General features: G+C 30.5%; 19 protein-coding genes, 3 tRNA genes and 2 rRNA genes. 10 read left to right on the top strand and 14 right to left on the bottom strand.

All coding sequences use genetic code 11. The features are described from left to right. Positions 1-86: 86 nt before the first annotated feature. Entirely contained in the window at positions 87-950 is an 864-nt protein-coding gene (locus LEBU_RS01460; protein WP_012806390.1) for a lysophospholipid acyltransferase family protein, read from the bottom strand. A gap of 421 nt (positions 951-1,371) precedes the next feature. Between LEBU_RS01460 and LEBU_RS01455 the strand changes: the two genes are divergently transcribed. The 3 genes from LEBU_RS01455 (at position 1,372) to LEBU_RS01445 (ending at position 4,026) form a co-directional block, all read left to right on the top strand. After that, the gene (locus LEBU_RS01455) at positions 1,372-2,112 is read left to right on the top strand and encodes an MBL fold metallo-hydrolase (RefSeq protein WP_012806389.1); all 741 of its coding nucleotides are present in this window, start codon (positions 1,372-1,374) and stop codon (positions 2,110-2,112) included. Further along, entirely contained in the window at positions 2,093-3,037 is a 945-nt protein-coding gene (locus LEBU_RS01450; protein WP_012806388.1) for a GNAT family N-acetyltransferase, read from the top strand. Before LEBU_RS01455 ends, LEBU_RS01450 begins: the two co-directional genes overlap by 20 nt. A 209-nt stretch (positions 3,038-3,246) precedes the next feature. Beyond that, on the top strand, positions 3,247-4,026 hold the full coding sequence (locus LEBU_RS01445) for a TraX family protein (protein ID WP_012806387.1): 780 nt from the start codon (positions 3,247-3,249) through the stop codon (positions 4,024-4,026). Positions 4,027-4,154: 128 nt separating this feature from the next. On the opposite strand, the gene LEBU_RS01440 is transcribed toward LEBU_RS01445, so the two are convergent. The 3 genes from LEBU_RS01440 to ahpC all read right to left on the bottom strand — a co-directional run bounded on the left by LEBU_RS01440 (position 4,155) and on the right by ahpC (position 6,170). Then, positions 4,155-4,631 (bottom strand): thioredoxin family protein, encoded by a 477-nt coding sequence (locus tag LEBU_RS01440; protein WP_012806386.1) that lies wholly within the window; start codon positions 4,629-4,631, stop codon positions 4,155-4,157. A 292-nt stretch (positions 4,632-4,923) separates the two neighbouring features. Next, positions 4,924-5,556, bottom strand: coding sequence for a thioredoxin family protein (locus LEBU_RS01435; protein ID WP_012806385.1), 633 nt, complete (start codon positions 5,554-5,556; stop codon positions 4,924-4,926). A 47-nt stretch (positions 5,557-5,603) separates the two neighbouring features. Further along, entirely contained in the window at positions 5,604-6,170 is a 567-nt protein-coding gene (gene ahpC, locus LEBU_RS01430) for an alkyl hydroperoxide reductase subunit C (RefSeq protein ID WP_012806384.1), read from the bottom strand. 506 nt (positions 6,171-6,676) lie between these two features. On the opposite strand from ahpC, the gene LEBU_RS11655 reads away from it, so the two are divergent. From LEBU_RS11655 to LEBU_RS01405, 7 genes are all read left to right on the top strand, one after another. After that, positions 6,677-6,862 (top strand): hypothetical protein, encoded by a 186-nt coding sequence (locus LEBU_RS11655; protein ID WP_238974495.1) that lies wholly within the window; start codon positions 6,677-6,679, stop codon positions 6,860-6,862. Next, on the top strand, positions 6,846-8,021 hold the full coding sequence (locus LEBU_RS01425) for an MFS transporter (RefSeq protein WP_012806383.1): 1,176 nt from the start codon (positions 6,846-6,848) through the stop codon (positions 8,019-8,021). The genes LEBU_RS11655 and LEBU_RS01425 overlap by 17 nt, the downstream gene beginning before the upstream one ends. 484 nt (positions 8,022-8,505) lie before the next feature. Then, on the top strand, positions 8,506-8,820 hold the full coding sequence (locus LEBU_RS01420) for a hypothetical protein (RefSeq protein ID WP_012806382.1): 315 nt from the start codon (positions 8,506-8,508) through the stop codon (positions 8,818-8,820). A gap of 32 nt (positions 8,821-8,852) precedes the next feature. Beyond that, on the top strand, positions 8,853-9,263 hold the full coding sequence (locus LEBU_RS01415; RefSeq protein WP_012806381.1) for a hypothetical protein: 411 nt from the start codon (positions 8,853-8,855) through the stop codon (positions 9,261-9,263). Between the two features lie 42 nt (positions 9,264-9,305). Beyond that, complete coding sequence (locus tag LEBU_RS11830) at positions 9,306-9,452, top strand: hypothetical protein (protein ID WP_157859498.1); 147 nt, start codon at positions 9,306-9,308, stop codon at positions 9,450-9,452. A gap of 4 nt (positions 9,453-9,456) precedes the next feature. Then, on the top strand, positions 9,457-9,672 hold the full coding sequence (locus LEBU_RS01410) for a hypothetical protein (protein ID WP_012806379.1): 216 nt from the start codon (positions 9,457-9,459) through the stop codon (positions 9,670-9,672). Between the two features lie 72 nt (positions 9,673-9,744). Next, a complete protein-coding gene (locus LEBU_RS01405; protein ID WP_012806378.1) occupies positions 9,745-10,134 on the top strand; it encodes a hypothetical protein in 390 nt (129 codons plus the stop codon). A 167-nt stretch (positions 10,135-10,301) separates the two neighbouring features. On the opposite strand, the gene LEBU_RS01400 is transcribed toward LEBU_RS01405, so the two are convergent. From LEBU_RS01400 to LEBU_RS01355, 10 genes are all read right to left on the bottom strand, one after another. Then, positions 10,302-11,318 (bottom strand): ATP-binding cassette domain-containing protein, encoded by a 1,017-nt coding sequence (locus tag LEBU_RS01400; RefSeq protein WP_012806377.1) that lies wholly within the window; start codon positions 11,316-11,318, stop codon positions 10,302-10,304. Positions 11,319-11,352: 34 nt separating this feature from the next. Further along, positions 11,353-12,045 carry a GTP-binding protein gene (locus tag LEBU_RS01395; RefSeq protein WP_006805894.1) on the bottom strand — a complete coding sequence of 231 codons (693 nt, stop codon included), beginning with the start codon at positions 12,043-12,045 and terminating at the stop codon, positions 11,353-11,355. 30 nt (positions 12,046-12,075) lie between these two features. Then, the gene (locus LEBU_RS01390; RefSeq protein WP_012806376.1) at positions 12,076-13,302 is read right to left on the bottom strand and encodes an ABC transporter substrate-binding protein; all 1,227 of its coding nucleotides are present in this window, start codon (positions 13,300-13,302) and stop codon (positions 12,076-12,078) included. Positions 13,303-13,622: 320 nt separating this feature from the next. Beyond that, complete coding sequence (cobK, locus tag LEBU_RS01385) at positions 13,623-14,423, bottom strand: precorrin-6A reductase (RefSeq protein ID WP_012806375.1); 801 nt, start codon at positions 14,421-14,423, stop codon at positions 13,623-13,625. 404 nt (positions 14,424-14,827) lie between these two features. Then, positions 14,828-15,472 (bottom strand): histidine phosphatase family protein, encoded by a 645-nt coding sequence (locus tag LEBU_RS01380; protein WP_012806374.1) that lies wholly within the window; start codon positions 15,470-15,472, stop codon positions 14,828-14,830. A gap of 1,197 nt (positions 15,473-16,669) precedes the next feature. Beyond that, positions 16,670-16,746: transfer RNA gene (locus tag LEBU_RS01375), tRNA-Asn, on the bottom strand. A 16-nt stretch (positions 16,747-16,762) separates the two neighbouring features. After that, positions 16,763-16,875: ribosomal RNA gene (gene rrf / locus LEBU_RS01370) — 5S ribosomal RNA — on the bottom strand. A gap of 61 nt (positions 16,876-16,936) precedes the next feature. After that, positions 16,937-19,841: ribosomal RNA gene (locus LEBU_RS01365) — 23S ribosomal RNA — on the bottom strand. 74 nt (positions 19,842-19,915) lie between these two features. Beyond that, positions 19,916-19,991, bottom strand: a tRNA-Ala gene (locus LEBU_RS01360). Positions 19,992-20,007: 16 nt separating this feature from the next. After that, positions 20,008-20,084: transfer RNA gene (locus tag LEBU_RS01355), tRNA-Ile, on the bottom strand. Positions 20,085-20,108: the final 24 nt, after the last annotated feature.

The following is a 20,108-nucleotide window of genomic DNA, read 5'->3' as shown; positions in this document are numbered from 1 at the left end:
TGAAAATAAAAAAAACTTATGTTATTGAACAGATTCAGTAAGTTTTTAAAAGATATATTGAAACTCAAGGACAGGAAAAATAAAAGTTATATTCCATCCCGCCATCTGTCCTGAAACCAGAACCATTGCTCTGGCAGTTTTAAGATAATTTTTTCGTATTCAGTTAAAATAGATTTCATTATTTCGTGTCTATTTTTGTAATTTTCAGGATGGATAACTTTGTCTATAAAAATGTGGCAAATATTGTTTTCATCAACTTCATTGTGAATAATAACAATCGGAATATTCTCTTTCTTGGAAAAATAGGCAGGAAAGCCTGAATTAGTGGTAGGTAAGCCAAAAAATGTGATTTTATCCCCATCTGGTTTTCGTACGTCACTTAAAAGCACAAAAACGCCCTTTGAATTTTTATTTTTCAAAAAAGATTTGTAATTTTGTTCTGGAAAATAAGTCATGTTATTCTTAAAACGGATTGTATCCATATAAGATTCAATAAATTTGTTTGAGATAATTCTAATTGGAATAAACATTGTATCGTTTCTCGTTGGAAAAAGGCTGGCGTGAAAAAATCCAAAATGCGAAGTAACAAGAATAATCCGTTCATTTTCACTCTTTAATTTTTCCAGTAATTCAGAATTATATATTTTTGGCGAAAAATTTTCAAAATATTCATAAATCCAGAAGGGCAGTAAAAACGACTTTGCTGTATTTTTATAAGATTTTATCGCAATTTCCTTGATTTTTTTCTTTGAATAATTAAAACTATTTTGTTCATTTAAAATCAAATTTAAGTTACGATACGACAATTTTCTTCCTTTTGGAATGAGATAAAAAAGCAAAACACCAATAAATTCAGATATTTTTAGACGAATTTTGGGTGAAAGAAAATTAAAGATTTTTATAAAAATAAAAAAAATTGAGAATATTATAAAATCTATGGTTGTTTTCATAAAATGCTCCTTTAAATATAATCTATTTAATAAATTATACCACAGAAAATAAAAAAAATTAATTTTTTAGTATTGAAATTTATCTTTAGAAGTGTTATAATACTTTTGAGTAAAAACCAACAGATTGAATATAACAAATTGTGAAAAAAAAGTCTTGTTCATTATTGAATGGGACTTTTTTTTATGTTATAATCATTTGTCAAGGCTTCACAAACCTTGATGTTATGTTCGATATGTTGGGAGGTGGTCTCAATGATGAACTGGGATTTGACTGTTTTAGCAGTTATAATCGCTGCTTTTTTATTTTTTAACAGTCAAAAATAATTAAGTAAATTCCCATTGTTCTTCCCACCTTATGCCTGTCAGTTCTATCTACTGGACTGGCAGGTTTTTCATTAAAATATCAAGGAGCTTTCTAAAAATGATAGAAAAAATAAAAATCGGTCTAAATAATTTGTATTTATTTAAAAATAAAAATGATGAATATTTATTGCTAGATACAGGGATAAATGTGAAAAAGGAAAAAATTTTGAAAAAACTGATTCAAAAAATTGGAGATATAAAAAAGATAAAAGTGATAGTTCTAAGCCATTCCCATTCTGATCATGTAGGAAATCTGAAAATGCTCATTGATGAAATTGGAGATGTTAGAGTTATTGCACATAGAAATTCTGAAAATATATTAGAAACAGGAAAAAGTGTTATTCCAAATGGATTTTATCCATTTACAGAGAAGATTTCTAAAAAATTGAAAAGTAAAAAGAATTTTAGTAAAAATATTTTTTCAAAATTGGAGAAAACTGATATGGAAAAAGTGATTTTTATTGATTTTTTACAACAGGAAAAGATTTTACTTTCAGAATACGGTTTTGGAAATATGGAAATTATTGAAACAAAAGGACATTCAAATGATTCGGTTTCGGTTGCAGTTTTTGATGAAAAAAATAATGAGAAATATTTGTTTTGTGGAGATCTGGTTCAGAATTTGTGTTTTAAATTTCCGTTAATTCCCTTATTTGGGGAGAATAAGGAAGAATTAATTGAAAGTTGGAAAAAGATTGTTCTGAATGGCTATGATAAAATTTTTCCTGCGACTGGGAAAGAAGTTATGGCACGGGATTTAATCAGAAGATTGGGGAAAGATGAAAAAAATAGAATTTAAAATTATTCAAAATAGTGATTATAGCGATGAAATAAGAAATATTCTGGATGAAGAGGAAATGGAATCGCTTGTACAGGTAAAATACGAGAAAGTGCCGAATTTGTTTGAATCATTGCATAAGGATAGCGAAAAAACTCCGATTATCGTGGTAGGAATTGATACTGAAAATGACAATCTTGTTGGTGTTGGGGCTTGTTCTATTTTTAAAAATAATATCGGGTATTTAAATTCATTTAGAATAAAAAAAGAATATAGAAATAAAGTCAATTTTGGCAAGGCTTACAAGATGTTAATAACAGAAGCGAAAAAATGTGGAGTAAAAACCGTAATTACGACTATTCTTGAAGAAAATAAAGTAGCACAAAGAATCTTGACAAAAAGGCGAAAAAGTATGCCAATTTATGAATTTTATAAAAACATTGTATTTTTTAGCTTGAAAAATGTGAAAAAAGGCGATTTAATAGTAAAGGATGAAGAAATTTTGAACTATGGAAATTTTGAAATTTATCTGAAAAATAAGACAAATAAAAAATATATTGTTACAGATTACAAAAAAATTTATAAATTTTTGTATAAATTTAGAAAAGTAATAGCTTTTTTTGGATATCCAGAAATGCCTGAAATCAATAAAATTTCAAATTTTTTGTATATGGATTTTGTTTTAAAGGATAAAAATGCAGATGAGGAAAAAAATAAAAATGAATTTAGAAAAGCTGTAAAATTTATTCAAAAGAAAGGCTATAATTGTGATTTTTTTATGATTGGAAGTTATGAGAACTCGTTTTTGGAAAAGAATTTAGATAAAATGAAGGTTTTTAAGTATAAAAGCAAGATGTATAAAGTTTTTTATGAGAAAATTTGTAATTGTGAAAATAATGAAGAAACTAAGGATGAGGATTGGGAATTTTTGCTTTGGAATTTGTAATCTGGATTTTATAATCAAGTGCAACACCTAAATATATTAAAAATAATGTGCTTATTTTTTCAAATATAAAAATTTTATATTTATTAGTTCAATTTTTAAAAATATTTTATTTATTTTTAATAATAAAGATTATTTTATATAAAATATTATAAATTTATCTGATAAAAGTGTTATAATTTTTTACAAAAATAATATTTTAGGAGGATTTTATGAAAAAATTAAATACAAATCAGTTGAAATATATTGCTTTATTTTTTATGTTTTTAGACTCAGTATTTTTTGTATTTTCAGGATTTTTACCATCTTGGATTCATTTAATCACAAGATTTGTGGCACCATTATTTGCATTTTTTACAGTGGAAGGCTTTTATCATACAAGAAACCGTAAAAAATATATGGCAAGATTGTGGATAGCCGCTATTTTGATGCAATTTGGAAATGTAATTTCATTTATCATACTAGGAGAAAGATATCAAATAGTAGATAATATTTTTTTAAGTCTTGCGATTGGATTTACAATAATTTATTTCTTGCAAAAAGGGAGAAGTAGTAAAAAAGTAATTTATAATATTTTAGGAATTTTTCTTTTTATTTTGGGATTGGCATTTTCTTTTGTTCCAATTGTGATTGGAAATTATATCATGGGGCTTGAAGGTGGAATACAGACTTTGTTTACAATGATTAGTTTTTGGGCATTTTATGGAAATAGAAAAAAGCAAGTAATAACATTTTTAATTTTGAATATGTTATATATTCCATTATTTACGCCATCGTTAAATCCTGCTAAATACCCTAATTCAAGAGCATGGTTTGACAGTTTTTGCTATAACAGCGACGGTTTAACATTTTTATTTTTACCATTCATATTTTTGTACAATGGAAAAAAAGGAAGCAAGGCACCAATTCACAAATGGTTTTTCTATATTTTTTACCCTTTACAATTTTGGATTTTGAATATTCTTGCATTCTTTTTGAAAATAAGAAGTTAAAGTTAAGTTACAATAATTTTTATTTATTTAGCTTTTATCGGCTTGACTTTGAAAAAGGGGAAGTCTATAAAATAAAGCAAGGAAAAAAATGTAAAAAATTCTTATTCCCTGCTTTTTATTTTTTTATTTTATAAAGAAGTTAAGTAGTCAACCAGTTCCTTTTCAATTTGTGCATTAAATTTTCCAATTCTGAAATTGTACTTAATGTCTTCAAAATTTTCTGGATTTTTATCCATTTCCTTTCTCACTACATCTGGAAATTCATTCCAAAAAGTATTATATTTTCCATCAACATACGAAATTAATGTAGGTATTTTTATTCTTTCATCTGTATCTGGAAAAAATTCTTTGGCAGTTTCTCTTGAACGGTAGTCAATTTTTATTTTATTGTTCAAGTCGCTGAATTTTTTTAGGAAAGGGACAGTTGCACGGCAATCGGGACAGTAAACTTGTGCTACAGCGATAATTGTAATATCCTTGTCTATACCTTTTATAGCCTTTTCAGTTTCTTCTGATAAAGAAATTTTTTCTATAATTCTCAACTGTTTTTCATCTTCCTGAGCTTCAGTAACTTCAAATTTTAAATAATCTTCAAATGTTCCCATTATTTTCACCTCACAAATTTATTTTCTCTTTTTAATATTTTATCATTATTAGATAAGTTTTTGCAAGTTTAAATTTTACTCTATTTACGTATTTCTCCTTATTCTAGCTAATATTTTTACTATTCACACTATCATGTAATTTAAATAAATTTATTTTATTCAAAAACAAAAAGCACGACTCATAAACTTTTTGATTTTTTCATTTAGTTCATAAGCCATGCTCTTTTTATCTAAAAACTATTCTGTTCCTTAAGATAAATCAATTTTCTCTCTTCACAAATTTTACTTTTTATTAAGCATTTACAACTAGATTCAGTAATTCTTCGATAGTTTTTGCACCAACTGACTTTTGCTCTCCATCTATAAAGACAACTGGTACTGCCTGAATATCTTTTTCTTTTGCTTCTTCAAAGAATACAGCACTGTCTACCATTGTTGCTGTAATGTTTTTATTGCTTGCAGAAATTAAGTTCAATGCCTGAACTACATCTGGACAATGTGTACAGGATAATGAAATAAATGTTTCAATATTTACAGGTTTATTAACTGATTCTGCTTTTGCAAGCTGTTCTCCCTCCAATTTTTTCCCTAATCCAGCTAATCCTAAAATAGCTAGAATAAAGCTGTTAAACTCGTGTCCACCAGGAATCCCTGAAAAATTAATTCCAGTATTTTCTCCATCTTTCAATATTGTAAATGATATTGGACGAGTAATTTTTGCTTTTTCCAAATCAGCTTTGTCATTTTCAAATGATTTTTTTACATAATTTACTTTTCCTGAAATAGCATCTACTTCCTGTAAAAAACTGTCCAGCTCTTTTGATTTTTCACTTTCATCTAAAAATGAAACTAATTCAATATTTCCATTAATTTTATCAAAGTACATTTTTAACTGTTCCACAATATTGCTATCTAATAAAGCCATTTTTCCCTCCTCTTTAAGTACAATTTTATAACTTTTTTAAAAAAAACCTAGATTTTACCTACTAAATCTAATCCTGGTTTTAAAGTAGCTTCCCCTTCTTTCCATTTCGCAGGACAAACTAATCCTGGGTTATCAGCAACAAATTTTGCAGCTTTTGCTCTTCTTACTAATTCAGAAGCATCTCTTCCGATTCCTTCATCATTTACTTCGTAAGCAACAATCTTCCCTTCAGGATTTATAACAAAAGTTCCTCTATAAGCTAATCCGCTTTCTTCATTCAATACTTCAAATTCTCTTGAAATAGCTTTTGTAGGATCTCCAATCATTGTATATTTAACTTTTCCAATTGCTTCAGAATGATCGTGCCACGCTTTATGAGTAAAGTGAGTATCTGTACTTACTGAATAAACGTTAAATCCTAATTTTTCCAATTCTTCCCTATGATTTTCCAAATCTTCCAATTCTGTCGGACATACAAATGTAAAATCAGCTGGATAAAATACAACAACATTCCATTTTCCTAAAAAGTCCTTTTCAAAGTTCACTTCTCTAAATTCTTCATTTTGATAAGCCTGAGCTGTAAAATTTTCAATTTTTTTTCCTATTAAAGACATAAATTTCCTCCTAATTTAATTATAGTATTATTTTTATTTTGAAACGATTACAATTATTTCTTGATTACATTATACCATAAAATATTATTTTGTCAAATAAAATTTTTATAAATTTTTTTATAAAATGAAATATTCAGATTTATAACATTGATTACATAAGAAAAAGTACGTGTAATTACAAAGACAACTGTTATTTCTCTCATTAAAAATCATTCAACAATAACTATTTTTAACAAAATCTAGCAAGAAGTCTCCTGCTTCTACAAGTGGTAGATTAATTACTTTTCTTGCAAAAAAATAAAAAAATAAAATTTTTTATGATATAATTTACTTAATAAAAATATATTAAAAATTAAGATCATATATAATTTCATGAAATATAATTTAACATTCAAACACAGAATTTTTGGATATATTTGGGATTGCTTAAATTTTTCTCATATTCATGGACGTTATTCAGAAGAGGAAAATTTACCTTGGGATTTTAGAACAGTCATAAATAGTATTTGAAAAATAATATGAAATTGCTGGATATGGAAACAGGTGGTGGAGAGTTCTTGCTTTCATTAAATCATCCAAAACATAATACATCCGCAATTGAAGGTTATCAGCCAAATGTTGAACTATGTAAAAAAGTATTTAACGATAAAATAGATTGGAAAGGCGGCAAGAATTATGAATCTTATAGATAAAAATACCAAAGTTTACTATATTAGCACCTTTTTACTATTTTTAGCTTCCACAATGCCACATTCCATTTTGACTGTACTTTTTCTGAAAAAAGGCTTGTTAATGTCGCAGATTGTGCTAATGCAGTCTTTTTTTAACCTTTCAATGATTATTTTTGAGATTCCAAGCGGAGTAATGTCGGATTTATATTCACGAAAAAAAGTCTATATTTTATCATTGTTTACATTGATTATAACTTTTTTCCTAATTATATTTTTTAAAAGCCTGTTTTGGTTATCAGTCGCATATACAATATATGGATTGGCAAATGCACTGGAAACTGGAACAATTGATGTAGTTTTAATAAATAGTTTGAAAAATAATGAAACTGGATTGCAAAAATTTTTAAAATATCAAAAGCAAATTTCGACTTTTTCTTCTATTTTAGGTTCAGGAATAGGATTTTTTCTTTATTTTAAAATAGGTGTAAATATTTACTTTATTTCCATTGTTTTAATATTTTTCAATATGTTTCTAATAGCCTTATTTTTTTCCGATGAGAATAAAAAAGCAAATGAAAATATAAACTTTCAAATTTTTAAAAAGCATATAGCTGAGTGTATTTCTGAATTGAAAGAAAAAAAAGTGATAAAATATTATTTTATATTTTTTGGAATTATACAAATTTTTATTCAAAGCCATTTTCAGTTATGGCAAAAACTTTTTTTAGATAAAGGAATTGGAGAAAAGAATTTTTTTGTAATGTATGTGCTATTTCAAATAATTGTGATTATTGCATACAATACAAATATTCTGCTTATAAATACGAAAAAATTGTACTTACTATTAATTTTAATATTTTTAATGGCAATAACTGTAGTAATATTAAAAAATAATCTAATATTTACAGGAATATACCTAACATTATGCACAATTTTTTTTATAATTAACTACTATTTTGAATTTCACTTTAATAAAATCCTGTCAAAAGAAAAAATAAGTGCAATAACTTCAATGAAATCATTTTTTTCAAGGATTTTTTCATTCGGAACGTTATTTATTTCGAGTTTATTGTTAAGAAAAATTAGTGTTGTTAATTTATTTGTGATAAATATTACAGTTGTTGTTTTTGTTGTTATGTATTTAATTTTTAGAATTAATAAATCTGTTCGACAACCTTGAATAAAGAATAATATCGGGGCATAAAATAATACTGGTTGTGAAAACTATGACTTCCAAAGAATGGAAAAATTGGATATAACTGGAACCAATGAATAATAAAACACTGTTTTAGTCTAAAATTTAATTAATAATGTATTTAGGTGGAATGGAAACCGAACAAGTATTTATACAAGAGCCATGGAAAATACCAGAAATTAAAGTCTTGAAATATCCAGAATAGTTAAAAAATTAAGGAAGGAAATATAAAATGGAAAAATATGTAGAATTAAAAAAATAATAGAAAAATTTTTGGAATTAAGAAAGGAAACAAGGAAAAAAAAGAAATAAAACCTGTTATTTAGTATAATAAGGAAAGTCAATAATGAGTAAAAGCTATATAGGAACATGTGGAGTGTAAAAAAATAATTCTCCCTCTTCAGATAAAATTATCCATTTTGATGATATTTTTAAATATGAAAATTTTAATAAAAATTTTGGTTATCCAATGTCAATTTTATGGGGGACGATATTAAAATGTAAAACTGAAGAATTGGATTATGTAGGTATAAAAATGCTTGGAAGGAAAAATCAAGAAGTAATTAGAATAAGTAAGGAATTTTATGAAACAATAAAATGTCCACAATTTAATATAGGTGATAAAGTTAAATTAATTAAATATCCTGATAAAAAAGCAACTTTTAGAAAAATTTATAGGCATGATAAAGATAAAAGAATTTATTATCTTCTTAATGTTGAAAATAATAAAAGAAAAAGTGCAAGCAGATATTATGAAGACAATAATAAGTTTGAAAAAGTGTAATTATTTAATTCATGTAAAAAGGAGTGAAATAAATGAAACAAAATTATTTAGGAACTTATGGTGTTTTAAAGGGTTCTTATATGGAATCAAGATTAAAATATTATGATTTTGAGAGTAAACAAAAAGTATACGGAGATCCAACTTCTACAATATTAAAGTGTGCAAAAGATGATGAGAATGAAGAATATATACTAGTAGAATTATTAACAACCAATGAAAAAATGAGAATAAAAAGAGAAGGATATGAACTGACAAGTAAACCAAAATTTGATATAGGTGATAAAGTTAAATTAATTAAATATCCTGATAAAAAAGCAACTGTTAGAAAAATTTATTGGCATGATAAAGATAAAAGAATTTATTATCTTCTTAATGTTGAAAATAATAAAAGAAAAAGTGCAAGCAGATATTATGAAGATGATAATAAGTTAGAAAAAGTATAAGTAAATATTTTACATAATACTTATGGAGATACTGGAAAAGAGTTGGAACCATTTACTATGTCGTATCCCGAACATGGTAAAGGTGGTGCTTTTAAATTGCTTCCTGTTGATAAAATGGATATAAAATATGATAAATTGGATATTTTACCAAATCCAAGAACAGATTTAATATTAAGAGAAAAGAGGTAACATCATGAAAGATTGGATAGAAGAATATGCAATATTAAGAAAATTTATAGAAAAATATTGCGAAGAGCAAGACAAAAATCGTTTGATAGAAATATTAAATATGAAAGATAGATTTTTATTTAAATATTTTGTTAATGAATTTTCTAAGTTAAAAATACCGAATAGAATGACAGAAGAAGAATTAAAGGAATATAAAGAAAAAATTATGATATATATTTAAAAAATTAGAATTAAGAATATAAATGTAAGGATGTATCAATCATAATCAACCTATTTATGAAGGAGATATAAAATGAAAATGAAATTCTATTATTATATAAGTAAAAATGGAGAATTATGGGGAGAATTCTGTAGTATTATTAACGGAGAAAAATATAATATAGGTTATTCTGTATTTCTTAGTAGGAAATTAACTGAAATAAAATCTGAGGGAATAGACTATTTTCTAAAAGAAATAGAAAAAATAAAGAATGGTGAAAAAGAATGTGTTGAGGGCTATGGAGAAACATTAGATTTTTTTATATTCAAAGACAGAGTAGATTTTATAGATTGGTTTGGAGACTATGATGATTGGAGTTGTACAATAGAAGAATTCACAAGAGCTTTATTAGGAAAAAAGAAGTTTTTAGAAATGCCTAGGAAAATAAACAGTTATCTTGAAATAGAAATAAATGATTTATAATTTTGAAATAAATAAATTTGTGATGAATATTTAGCAATGGGGTAAAGAAATACAATCGATTAGGATAAAAATTTTATATATAATTTAAAAAGAGAGAAAATAAACAAATTCTGAATATTTCTCCCTAATTTACTTTTATTATTAATTTTTAAAAACAAATTTCTGGATTAAAAATCACTTTTTAAAATTTTCCCTTTTCTCAAATCGCTTCTCATTTTTTGAATAATATCATCCATTTCATCCAGTTTTTTCAAAATTTTCTTTTCTTCAGGGCTTGTTGTAATAATTTTACTGATTCCACCATTTTTTATTATAATTCGTTTGTCTGCTATTAGTGCTAATGTTGGGTCGTGTGTTGCCATTAATACGATTTTGTCTGATGAAACAAGTAATTCCAAGGCTTTTTTCCTGTCAATTCCTGCATTTTCAATTTCGTCAATTAGGACAATTGGAGATGAACTTAAAATAGCTGTGTCGGCAATCATTAAAGCACGGGATTGTCCACCACTTAGGGCTGTGATTGCAGTAGTTAAGTCAAATTGCTCTCCAGCCAGATTGTTTGCAGCGGTAATGATTTTTTCCACAGTTTCGTCAATGTCTTCAATCATTCGGCTTTGAGCGTGCAGTTCTAGAAATTCTTTTACTGATAAATCCATAACGAAATTCATGTTTTGTGATAGTTGTGCGACTAATTTGTTGTTTGAGGAATAACGCCATTTCTTGTCTGGAAGTTCACCGTTTATAAGGATTTGACGCTGTGTTGGAGTATCTTTCTGGGCAGTCCATTCGATGTCGGCAAGAAGTCTTGATTTTCCAGAGCCTGTAGGACCTACAATGGAAATAATTTCTGACTTATGAATATCAAGCCGCTCAAATCCCTCTTTATTCCCAGATTTATCTTGCCCAGCGACAATTGTAAGCATATCAATCGAATTTTCCTCTTCCATTCCCAAAAAAAGTTTCATCTGTGCAATGTAATCAACAAGACTTTCTTCAATTTTTTCAACATCCAGTGCAAAGTCCTCAATTTTATCTTCTGCAAAAGTTACGATGAACTCGTGAAATGTCTTATCCTGAAAAGTTTCCACAGGCAAGTTGTTTTCCGTAAAAAAGTTTTCTGCAAAGGGGTATTTCTCACTAAGTTCACTAATAGTCAATTTATTTATTAAATCGTTATTTTTCATATTTTTTCCTTTTTTATTATTTTTATCTATTTTTTTATTGCTGTAAATTCATTTTTCGGACATTACCCATCTGATATTTTTCACCGATTCTCTTTTCTCCTAAGCAGTAAGAGCAAAGTGCCGATGGCATTGGAAATCTAAGTTCCATTCCTTGAACGCTGTCTATTTCCAGTTCTTTCTCATAAAGAAGTGTGCTTAATTCGTACGCTCCTTGTCCAGTAAGCCCGTTAACATGCATTGTTACAGCTTTTGGATTTACAGAGTTCACACGTGAGGCAAAAACTTCACGTTCAGCTTGTGAAACAATGTCCCCTTTTGTGATAATCACAATATCAGCGGCTTTTAATAATGGTCCAATCTTTTTAGGTGTATTAATTCCTGATAAATTGTCGATTACACAGACTCCCTTGATGTCCTTGATATATGGCGAACATCTGTTACAAAGCCCTGCCGATTCTGTAATTAATATTGAAAGCCCAAGGCTGTTTCCCCATTGCACGACTTCCTCGATATTTGATACAAAGAAATGATCTGGACATAAAGCTCCTGAAATTCCTTTTTTTACTGGAATTCCTGCTTTTGCGTATAATTTGTCATCATCTGTGTAAAGGCAGTCGAATTTTACTACTCCAACTGACATTCCTTGTGATTTTAAGGCTTCTACTGTTTTTAGAATAACGCTTGTTTTTCCTGATGAAGGTGGGCCTGAAAATATTATTAAATTCATAGTTATCTCTCCTTTTTTATTTTTTAAATTTTATTGTGCAAGGCTTTTTTGCACATCATTATTAAATTCATCTTCACATTCACGAATAATTTTTCCAATATCATGGCTATAGATGTAATCCCAGCCAATCCATTTAAAATTCTGATGTTCTTCTAAATGGTTATCCACATTTGGATTTGTTGATGGGAATTTTCCGTTTGCAGAAAAAATTGTTCCAATTTCATTTGACATAAATAAGTCCATAAATGGCTTGATTTTATCTGCCTTACATTTTTTTGTAATCATAAATATCGGGCTTAGCAAAGCTCCATCTTTTGGCCATACAGCCTCCAAATCTCCTGATCCATCAATCATTTGTGAAAAGAAGTATGGAATAATGCTGACAGCAGGGGCTTCTGGTGTTCGAGTTCTAGCTTTTACCATTTGAGCAGGGTGCAAGCTCTTTTTGTATGAACGTGCCAATTTGTGTATTCCATCCATTCCGAAATCCTTGTAAAGATTTGCAAGAAGAGCGTTAAATAAGTCCAAATCAGCCATTGGTAATGCAACTGAGTCTTCAAATTCTTCATTTAACAAGTCTGCCCAAGTTTCTGGTGCTTTTCTATCTCCTAAAGAAGTCTTGTTTATCAAAAATATTGCTGGCACAACTCCCATTATTGCATAACGCTTTTTAGGATCCCGCAAGTCAATAGTTTCGTTGCAGAAATCTTTATTCATATTTTCAAGGTGTGTTTCAAAAATACCATTTTCCATGTACTGTCCCATCAAATTCTTATCAAAAAATAATTCAAATCCAGCCGAAAGAAGCACGTCCGAAACTTTATCAGGATTTCCTGTCTTAACTTTTTCTACAACCCAGTCAAGTCCTAAATTTGCTGATTTCAAGGTATACGAAATGGTATAGTCATTTTTTTCGTTCTGCTCATTTACCCACTCCTTAATCCCTTCTAAAAGTGGTATTCTAATAGGGCAAGGCAGTACTCCCTCGATTATTAAGTCACTATTCTCATCAGCCTTGCTCTCATCTAGCGAAACATCAATATCTGCATCTTTTTGCAAAAATGTTTCCAGTTTTTCAACAAACAGTTCTTGATTAATTTTTTTTGACATAAGTGCCATTCTTAACTTAATATTTTTCCCCATAACCTCAAGCATCTGTTTATTTTTCAATTGCTCAAACCCATTAGCAATAAAAAAATCCAAAGCTTCAGGATATTTATTTATAATTTCATAAAGTGTATCGTCTAAACTAAACATTATTCATCTCCTTAATTTACATTTTTTTCATAAAAATAATCTATGTAATTTCCATTTAATTCAATAATTTTAAATATTTAAAAAAGAGCCGATTTTTAACAAAGATAAAATATCCTCTTGACTCTTTTAATGCTAAATTTTGTAAAATTGTCCACTATGAAAAAATTATAACACAAATTAATAATAATAAGTGTAATATATGTTACATTAAAATAATATTTCAAAAATGGACATAAAAATTACAAAATTTTAAATTATTTAATTTTTCGATTTAACCCTCTGTGAACATGCTTAAATGAAAATCGAATTTCATATTAACATTAAACACTTAAATTTTTTACATAGTTAACTAGTTCAGAAATTGTATTAAAAACAATTCCATAATCTAAAACCGGTCGCTTAATCGCCAAAATTCCAACTTTACATTCCTGACATGCTTCCAGCTTTTCCAATTCCCCTCCAGTTTCTCCACTTTCCTTCGTAATCAAATAATCAATCTTAAAATTTTCCAACATTGCAACATTCATATTTTTAGAAAACGGTCCTTGCATAGCAATAATATTTTTTGGAAGATATCCTAAATTTTCTGCATTTTCTATAGAAGAAGTTGTTGGCAAAATTCTTATAAATAAATTGTTTTTTTCCCGAATTCCCTTAATCTCTTCCAAAGCATTTGAACCTAAAGTACTCAGTATATTTTTATTTTCAAACTGATTCAAAAACTCAACTAGTTCCTTAACATTCTCAAACTTAAAAACATTTTCACTTCCATAATCAAGTATTTTTCTTTCAAATCTTATGTATTTCAAAATTTTCTTTTCAGATTTCGCTCTTTCATTCAAAAAACTCACCATCGAAATGACAATTTTACTAATATTTTGAGCATACGGATGACTTGCATCAATTATCAGATCAATATTTTTTTCTGAAATTATTTTTTCAATCTGCATTACATTCAATCTTTCAGAAATCACTTCCACATTTTCATTTTCTCCCACATCTTTAAGCAATTTTCCCCCATATTCAGTTGCTGTACTGATAACAATTTTTTCTTTACTAACTTTTAAAATTTCATCTAAAATATCTCTAGAATCCTTTGTTCCGCCAATTATCCAAATCATTTTATTTTCCTCTTCTTATTCTTATTTTTTGTAAACATTCTTGTAATCATAAGATTTTCCTAAAAAACAAAAAATTGTTTCTCTTTTATTTTTCAAGTATTCCAAATAATTTCTGTCCTTACATATTTTTTCCACTTTCAAAAAATTTCTATTATTTCTAATTAATTTTAAAATTTATAGTTTCCAAATATACTCGATTACTTATTCTTAAAAATTTTATTTCAGAAATTATCAACATTATAGTAAAACTACTTTAAAACAGAACTCAAAAGTTATGACTATTTTACTTAAACCCTAATTTTTCTTAATTTTATCAGTTCAATTTTAACAGGTTTAAAGCATATTTTGAAATCAAATCTAATAATGAAAATAATTTTACTCAAATCTCAGATTTATTCATCTTTTTATAATTTTTTTCCCAAAGTTTCCATCAAATATTTTCCATTTTTATAAGTAAATATCCGATATTCACCATTTCCAATTAATTTCCTTTCATCCAAATCATCAGCTTCCTTATTTTCAATATAATTAAAAAATAATTCCAAAACCGTCCCATGAGTTACGATTAAAATATTCCCTTCTTCATTATTATTTACAATCTTTTTCAACCCTAACAAAAATCTTTCGAGTCCATCTTTCAATTCCTCTCCTTTCACATTTTTCGCACAATAATTTTTTACATCATAAAAATAATTATGAGCCTCTTCTGGATATTTCAAAAAAATTTCCTTAAAATCCATCCCTTGCCATTCTCCAAAATAAATTTCATTTAATTCAGGTAATTTTTTTAATTTCAATCTTTTCTCTATATTTTTTTTCTTCTCAAAATTATTCTTCTCCAAAATTATCTCAGCTGTCCCAATAGTTCTCCCAAGCTCACTCGTATATACAGCCTCAAATTTCACATTTTCAAGTTCCTTCCCGATTTTCCCAACTTTTTCAATTCCTCTTTCTGTAAGTGGTGAATTTAATTGCCCTTGAAACTTTTCCAAAACATTCCATTCTGTTTGCCCATGTCTCACAATATATAATTTCAATTCTTTATTCATTTTAATTTCCTTTCTTCTGTTTATTTTTAAATATTACATAAATAAAGTATATCTAAAAATTTAAAATTTATACTACTTTTATCATTCCATCAAAAAATTATAATTATCTTACTCAAACGTCAGACTATTTATTTTATCAATTGAACATTAGGATGTCTATAAAAATCCAAAATCTATCTTATTTTTTATATTCTTTTCGGCTTTATAAATTATGATAACATAAAAAATTTAAACTACACTATTTAAGCGACAAATCACTTAACTCTATTATACTTAAACTATAACCTAAGTATAAATCAAGAAAATTTCTCTACCTAAATAATGTAGTCTAAACTCTTAATTTCAATTTATAAAATAATTTCACACTATTTCCAAATTACTACGATAAAACTATCAAATATTTTATAAATATTTTTATTTTATTCCTAATACTTTATATCATACAAAAAAAACTTTTTCAACCTTTTTCTAATTTTTTATTATATTTTATATATAAAAAATAATATTATTCTTAAAATAAAATTATACCAACAAAAATCATAAAATCTACTTTTATCTTACTTTTATAATCTTTAATCATACTAAAATTTTAACTATCTGCTTAAATTTTCTTAATTATATTTTTAAAACAAAGTAGATTACATAAAATTAGTATCTCATACTAAACCCCATTTAAATAACAAATTTATTAAAAACATTTTTAATAAAGAGGATAAACCTAATATTTTCAAGTAATTTAAGATATAATTTTCATCTTTTAAATAGATTCTAGTATAAACTAATATGTCGGAGCATTTTTCTGTGCTGACAAAACTGTCTGAGCATAGCGAGTTTTTTGGCAGTGCAGAAAAAATGTCGTAGACTATCCATAGGTTGTAGGATTTGCGGCAATGAGCAATCCTACGAAAATAAAAAAGGAAAAAGCTGAATGATTATGAATTAGCTATTGAACAACCCTATTATAAAAATTTATTCTTATTTTTAAACGGGGTTTAGTATTAAATAGAATAATCCAATACTAAATCCCATTATAAAATAGAAACTATGTTAAGGATAAAAACTTTTAACTCTTTACTAATTATGTACTATTTAGACGGGGAATAGTATAAGAATAGATTTGATGATTAAAATTAAAAAATAACTAACTGTAAGTGACATGCTATGAAGTGGAATTACAGGAAAAAAAAATAAAAAAAATGGCGTCCCCGGTTGGACTCGAACCAACGACCCTCTGATTAACAGTCAGATGCTCTAACCGGCTGAGCTACGGAGACACGCAAAAGAAAAAAAGTTTGGCAACTACCTATTTTCCCGGGACAAATCCAAGTATTTTAGGCGTAAACAGACTTAACTGCCGGGTTCGAAATGTAACCGGGTATATCCCTGCTGCTAACATCACCAAACTTCAAAAATTAAATTGTCAAGTTAAGACAATGAGAAATAAATAGTAGTAGTAAAAGATTAACTAAAAAGCAGATGTAATATTAGTACCAGTCAGCTGAATGCATTGCTGCACTTACACCTCTGGCCTATCAACCATGTGTTCTCCATGGATACTGCGAATACTCATCTCAAAGACGGCTTCTCGCTTAGATGCTTTCAGCGATTATCCGTTCCAGACGTGACTACCCAGCCATGCCACTGGCGTGACAACTGGTACATCAGAGGTCTGTCCAACCCGGTCCTCTCGTACTAAGGTCAGATCTTTACAGTATTCAAGCGCCTGCAGTGGATAGGGACCGAACTGTCTCACGACGTTCTGAACCCAGCTCGCGTGCCTCTTTAATGGGCGAACAGCCCAACCCTTGGGACCTTCTCCAGCCCCAGGATGAGACGAGCCGACATCGAGGTGCCAAACACTTCCGTCGATATGGACTCTTGGGAAGTATCAGCCTGTTATCCCCGGGGTAGCTTTTATCCGTTGAGCGACGGTCCTTCCATACGGAACCGCCGGATCACTAACTCCTACTTTCGTACCTGCTCGACCCGTCAGTCTTGCAGTCAAGCTCCCTTATGCGTTTGCACTCTTAGGCTGATTTCCATCCAGCCTGAGGGAACCTTTGAACGCCTCCGTTACTCTTTTGGAGGCGACCGCCCCAGTCAAACTGCCCATCTAGCACTGTCTCCGTTACCAGATTAGAATTTCAACGGCATATGGTTGGTATTCCAACGACGACTCAGTTAAAACTGACGCCTTAACTTCACAGTCTCCCAACTATCCTATACACACACAGCCAAAACCCAATGCCAAACTACAGTAAAGCTCCACGGGGTCTTTCCGTCCTACTGCAGGTAGTCGGTATCTTCACCGACATTACAACTTCACCAGGTCTCCAGCCAAGACAGCTCCCAAATCATTTCACCATTCGTGCAGGTCGGAACTTACCCGACAAGGAATTTCGCTACCTTAGGACCGTTATAGTTACGGCCGCCGTTCACCGGGGCTTCAAATCGGAGCTCTCACTCCTCCTCTTAACCTTCCGGCACTGGGCAGGTGTCAGCCCATATACGTCGCCTTTCAGCTTAGCATAGACCTGTGTTTTTGGTAAACAGTTGCTTGGGACTCTTCACTGCGGCCTGTTTCCCCTTGAGGTGTTTCTCCTTTCAGGTATATCAGGCACCCCTTCTCCCGAAGTTACGGGGCTATTTTGCAGAGTTCCTTAGCTAGAGTTATCCTGTCGGCCTTAAGTTTCTCACTCTGTCCACCTGTGTCGGTTTACAGTACGGGCACTATTTTTCATCGATAGAAGTTTTTCTTGGCAGTGTAGGATCTGTAACTTATGCTAATGCACTTGCCCATCAGGTCTCACATTTAGACACGCGGATTTACCTGCGTGTCCATGCTACGCCCTTAGAAAGACTAATCCGTCAGTCTTCTCACATACCTTCCTGCGTCACTCCGTCTCTCAAGCGATAATAGTGGTACAGGAATATTAACCTGTTTTCCATTCGCCATCACATTTTTGCTTATGCTTAGGTCCCGACTTCCCCAGGGCGGACAAACCTTCCCCTGGAAACCTTGGACTTCCGGCCGGCGGGATTCTCGCCCGCCTTCTCGCTACTCATTCCTGCATTCTCACTTCTGATGCCTCCAGAAAGCCTTACAGCTTACCTTCGACGGCCTACAGAACGCTCTCCTACCAGGCGTGAAAACACGCCTCCGCAGCTTCGGTTTATGTCTTAGCCCCGTTACATCTTCGGCGCAGATACTCTCGACCAGTGAGCTGTTACGCACTCTTTCAAGGTATGGCTGCTTCTAAGCCAACCTCCTGGTTGTCTGTGAATATCCACCTCCTTTCCCACTTAGACATAATTAGGGACCTTAGCTGGCGGTCTGGGCTGTTCCCCTCTCGTCCATGGACCTTGTCATCCATGGACTCACTCCTGACGATTAATATATGGTATTCGAAGTTTGCTTGATTTCGGTAAGCAGTACGCCCCCTAGATCATACAGAGCTCTACCCCCACATATCTTAACATCAAGGCTGCACCTAAATGCATTTCGGAGAGAACGAGCTATCTCCTAGTTCGATTGGCTTTTCACCCCTAGACCTATCTCATCTCCCAACTTTTCAACGGCGGTGAGTTCGGCCCTCCACTGAGTCTTACCTCAGCTTCAGCCTGGACAGGCCTAGATCACTAGGTTTCGCGTCTATGACCAGCGACTTAACGCCCTATTAAGACTCGGTTTCCCTTCGGCTCCACTTTATTAACCTTGCCACTGATCATAACTCGCAGGATGATTAACCAAAATCCACGCAGTCACACATAAAGTGCTCCTACCGTTTGTAAGCACACGGTTTCAAATTCTATTTCACTCCCTTGCTCAGGGTTCTTTTCACCTTTCCCTCACGGTACTCTTCACTATCGGTCAACAACAGTATTTAGCCTTACGTGACATGGTCCACGCTGATTCACGCCAGATTCCTCGTGCCTGACGCTACTCGGGTGCTTCCAGTTGTTATATATATTTTATGTTCTACAGGACTATCACCTTCTTTGGTTCAGCTTCCCAACTGATTCTACTTACATACATACAACTTAAACATTATGACAATCCGTTAATGGAAGTCCCACAACCCCGTGTCAGCAATGCTGTCCGCTTGACACTGACACGGTTTAGGCTTATCCCCGTTCGCTCGCCGCTACTTAGGGAATCGTTTTTACTTTCTTTTCCTCCCGTTACTTAGATGTTTCAGTTCACGGGCTTACCGTTTTCACGCATATCCTCCAGATATGCAGGTTTTCCCATTCGGAAATCCGGGGATTAACGATTATGTGCATCTACTCCCGGCTTATCGCAGCTTATCACGTCCTTCATCGGCTGTTGTTGCCTAGGCATCCTCCGTGTGCCCTTATTAGCTTTTTTCTCCAGAATAACTTTTACTCTAGTTTATTGTAATCTTTTACCTACTATTCATTTCCCATTGTCCTAAATATAATTGGTGGAGATAAGCGGGTTCGAACCGCTGACCTCTGCCTTGCAAGGGCAGCGCTCTCCCAACTGAGCTATATCCCCAAGACTTTAATTAATATGGTGGGCATGGCTGGACTCGAACCAGCGACCCCTGCGTTATCAGCACAGTGCTCTAACCACCTGAGCTACACGCCCAAAAGACATAAGAAGAAGCAGTGT

Source organism: Leptotrichia buccalis C-1013-b, from assembly GCF_000023905.1.
Taxonomy (GTDB): domain Bacteria; phylum Fusobacteriota; class Fusobacteriia; order Fusobacteriales; family Leptotrichiaceae; genus Leptotrichia; species Leptotrichia buccalis.
This window is presented reverse-complemented; position numbering and strand designations above follow the sequence as displayed.